This is a genomic window from Halalkalibacter okhensis (assembly GCF_000787375.1).
GTDB lineage: Bacteria > Bacillota > Bacilli > Bacillales > Bacillaceae_D > Halalkalibacter > Halalkalibacter okhensis.
On the sequence record NZ_JRJU01000084.1, the window covers coordinates 1 to 1,403 of the forward strand.

Consider the following 1,403-nt stretch of genomic DNA (forward strand, 5'->3'; position numbering starts at 1 on the left):
ACACTAGTGTTGCATTAATATAAATTCAATATTAAAAATACTCAAAATGTTCAATAAAATTATTTTATGCAAAGAAAAAGTCCTTTATAATGGATTAGTCAGGTGGTAACCCGTCCAAATCCACTAAAAAAGGACCGACTCTATGGACAAGATTACACGAAAAACGTCATTTGGACAATGGTTTTCACCTGTTCTTCAACTATTTGAAGAACAGGTGAAAAGCATGAAATTAGATTACTATACAAAGAAATTAACGACGGAATCATTTCTTAAATTACTACTCTTTGCGCAGCTAGAAGAAGTTGAAAGCCTCCACGCTTTGAGTGATTGTCTTTTTGATGATCAACTACAGACAGGCATTGATCTTGATTCCATTAGTATTTCTCAGCTTTCACGACGATTAAATGGGATGAATCCAGATTTATTCCAAAGGCTTTTCCTTGATTTGGTCGCACAAATTCATGCAAAAACACATTATACGAAGCTTATCATGCCGTTAAAAATCATTGACTCAAGCACATTGCCACTTAATTTAACCAATCATAAATGGGCAGAATTTCGGAAAACAAAAGCAGGAGTAAAGCTGCATTTGCGCCTTGTGTTTATGGAAAAAGGGATTTCCTATCCTGAAAAGGCTGTACTAACAACGGCAAAGGAACATGATCGTGGTCAGCTAGAAATTATGGTAGATGACAAGGAATGCATGTATGTGTTTGACCGTGGCTATTTAGACTATGAACGTTTTGATCGCATGACAGATGATGGCTATTTTTTTCTATCCAGGCTGCGCAAAAACGCAGTCGTACGAGAAGTCTACGATTTTAAACGACCCGAGGGTACGACTGTTCTGTCCGATCAAATGGTGTTGATTGGTACGACTCAAAACCGTGCCGAGAATTACTTTCGTCTTCTCAGAGTGCTTGATTCCAAAGGAAATGAACTTCAGTTACTTACAAATCGTTTTGATTTAAGTGCCGAAGAGATTTCAGAGATGTATAAATCGCGCTGGGCGATTGAGTTGTTTTTCAAATGGATTAAGCAGCATCTCAGTATCAAAAAGTTCTACGGTCAAAGTGAGTGGGCGATCCACAATCAAGTGTTTATCGCATTAATCGTTTTTTGCCTACATGTTCTCGTACAAATCGAGACGAAAAGTAAGCGAAAAACCCTACAAATTAGTCGTTATCTAAAAGCAGCTTTGTGGAAGCCGGCACATATTTGGCTTCGGAAAATTGAAGGAAAAGCCATTCCTTAATAAACAAACTGTCGTCGTCGCAACTGTCTAATTGTAAATAATTTTCCAAATGGATGGAGCCACCTTTGCTTAGGTATTTACTTTTTTGGCTCTAATCAGGGAGGATTTCAAAACTGAAAATTCAGTCAATATTTACGCAACACTAGTG

1 protein-coding gene is annotated in these 1,403 nt (G+C 37.5%); it reads left to right on the forward strand.

The annotated features are described in order from the left end of the window. Positions 1-142 precede the first annotated feature (142 nt). On the forward strand, positions 143-1,255 hold the full coding sequence (locus tag LQ50_RS24010; protein ID WP_034634276.1) for an IS4 family transposase: 1,113 nt from the start codon (positions 143-145) through the stop codon (positions 1,253-1,255). The last annotated feature ends 148 nt before the right edge of the window (positions 1,256-1,403 follow it).

Bases quoted from the DNA above. Each gene is read 5' to 3' on its own strand.
- LQ50_RS24010 (WP_034634276.1), top strand. From the start codon at position 143: ATGGACAAGATTACACGAAAAACGTCATTTGGACAATGGTTTTCACCT.